Here is a 2,171-nt window from a genome sequence, read left to right as displayed (position 1 = left end):
ACCAGGCGGGCGCCCGCACGAACCTCGACCTGGCCTGGATGCAGAGCCTGGACGGTAGCGGCCTGGCGATGCCCGGCGTGACCTACACCTTCGCCGACGGCGTGGTGGGCGAGGCCAAGGCCTACGTCTTCTACGGGGCAGACGGCAGCGAGTTCGGCGATTGGAAGGACAACAGTCAGGTGCGGGTGTCGGTGGGCTACTCGTTCTGACGGTCCCGACACGAGCCCGGGGCGGGTCGTCGCCGCCCCGGGCTCACGCGCGGGCGCGGCGCTCCCTAACCCTCGCTTAACCGTGGCGGCACACGCTGCGGCGCAAGGAGGGAAAGAGATGTCAAGACGCACGCTGTTGATCGCCGGTCTGAGCGCCGCCTTCGCGTTCGCGGGAGGCTACGCGCTCCTCGACAACATGCAGCCGGACACCCGCGCCCAGGCGCGCGGCCGCCCGGCCGACCCGAGCAAGGTCGTCGCCGTGCCCGGCTCCGCGCTCGTGCCCATGAACGACGGTTCCACCGCGTGGATGCTCGTGGGTCCCGACGGCACCGTGTTGGCCGGCCCCGACGGCAGGCCGCCCACCGAGGCGGCCGCCGAGACGGCCGCCGAGACGGCGCCGGTCGTCAGCGCCGCCGACCTGGTCGGCACCTACCTTGAGGGCTTCCCCGAGGCGTACGGCGGCTCGCAGGACGCGGCCACGAAGCGAAGTAAGGACGAGCGCCGCGACCACGAGGACCACGACGACGATGACGACCACGACTCCAAGGACCGCAAGGATCACAAGGACGAGAAGGATCACGAGGACGAGAAGCACCACGACGACGACCACGACGACCACCCCACCAGCCACGCGCTGACCACCGGCGCGCCCAAGCCCGCCAAGCCGAACGCCAGGAGCAGGAAGTGACGGCGGGCGCACCCGGTGAGAACGGGAGCCGCGCCGGCAGGCAGCGTCTGTCCCCGGCCGGCGCGGGCTCGAAGCCGCGCCGCCCCAAGTTCGACAAGGCGGCCTCCACCACCGTCCTCCTCGCCGCCCTCCTCGGGCTGGGTGCCGGCGCCACCTGGCAGCTCGCGAGCGCCGCGCCACGGGCCCAGGGCCCCGCAGAGGGCGAGCTCGTACCGGTGAGTCCGGCGGGCGCCCCCACCCGGGTGCTCGTGGTAGACACCACCGGCCTCGTGGTGGCCGCCTTCGACTCCGCCTCCATCCGCACCGTAGGCGGTCCCGCGGCCGCCGTGGCGCTGAGCCGCGGGCGCTCGAAGGCGCCGGTGGCCGCCTCGCGGGCCTCGTGAGCACGCATCCGCGGCTGGCGCGCGCCGCCGTGAGGGCGGGCGCGCCTCGCGCTCGCGGCGCGGGCGGCAGGCCGCCCCTGGGCGACCCCGCCGCGGCAACGCCCGCCGGGCCGGTCACGAAGACCCGGCAGCGCCCGATCGAGCGCGTCAGCTTCCACGCCATGGGCACCACCGTCACGATCCGCGCCGTCGGTGCGCCGCGCCTGGCGCGCGAGGTGCGCCGGCTGGAGGGCATCCTCACGCGCTTCGGCGACGGCGTGGTGGCGCGCCTGAACCGGGAGGGGCGGCTGCAGGACCCGCCGCCGGAGCTGGTGGCCGCCCTGGCCTGGGCGGTCGAGGCGAGCCGGCTGACCGGCGGCCTCGTCACGCCGCTGGTGGGCCGCTCCCTCGAGTGGCACGGCTACGCCACGAGTTGGCACGAGGGCGCGCGCTGGATCGCCCCTGAGGGGACACCCCCCGCCGTGCCGAGCGTGGACGAGCTCGTGGTTTCGGCCCGCGAGATCGTGCTGCCGCCGGGCGCGGCCATCGACCTGGGCGGCACGGGCAAGACGTGGGTGGTCGAGCGGGTGGCCGGCCGCGCCGCGGAGATCGTCATCGACGCCGGCGGCGACGTGCTCGCCCGCTCCGCCGCCGCCAGTGAGGTGGACGTGCTGGGCGCAGCCGAGGTGTGGCACCTGCGGCTACCGCCTGGCGCCTGGGCGGTAGCAAGCTCCAGTCTGGTCCGACGCGCCTGGCGGGGCGGGCACCACCTCATAGACCCGCGCACCGGACGCCCCGCCCAGGGGCGCTGGGTGCAGGCCACGGTGGTCGGGCGCTCGCTCATGCGCGCCGAGCTTGCCACCAAGCTGCTGCTCCTCGGGGCGCCCGTGCCGGAGACGCTGCAGGTCGAGC

General features: G+C 75.2%; 4 protein-coding genes. All 4 read left to right on the top strand.

Annotated elements, in window-relative coordinates:
* Positions 1-209: hypothetical protein (locus tag H3C53_12830; protein ID MBW7917549.1), on the top strand; the 209-nt coding region annotated here is incomplete at its 5' end.
* 118 nt (positions 210-327) lie between these two features.
* Positions 328-897, top strand: coding sequence for a hypothetical protein (locus H3C53_12825; GenBank protein MBW7917548.1), 570 nt, complete (start codon positions 328-330; stop codon positions 895-897).
* The gene (locus H3C53_12820) at positions 894-1,280 is read left to right on the top strand and encodes a hypothetical protein (protein ID MBW7917547.1); all 387 of its coding nucleotides are present in this window, start codon (positions 894-896) and stop codon (positions 1,278-1,280) included. The genes H3C53_12825 and H3C53_12820 overlap by 4 nt, the downstream gene beginning before the upstream one ends.
* Positions 1,277-2,171 (top strand): FAD:protein FMN transferase (locus H3C53_12815; protein ID MBW7917546.1); only part of this gene is annotated, 895 nt, incomplete at its 3' end. The genes H3C53_12820 and H3C53_12815, both read left to right, overlap by 4 nt.

The organism is Trueperaceae bacterium (assembly GCA_019454765.1).
In the GTDB taxonomy this organism is placed as follows: Bacteria; Deinococcota; Deinococci; order Deinococcales; family Trueperaceae; genus JAAYYF01.
Note: the sequence above shows the minus strand (reverse complement) of the source record. Positions and strands in the feature narration are given on the sequence as shown.

Excerpts from the sequence above, each read along its gene's own strand:
- H3C53_12825 (MBW7917548.1), top strand. The coding sequence starts at position 328 with ATGTCAAGACGCACGCTGTTGATCGCCGGTCTGAGCGCCGCCTTCGCG.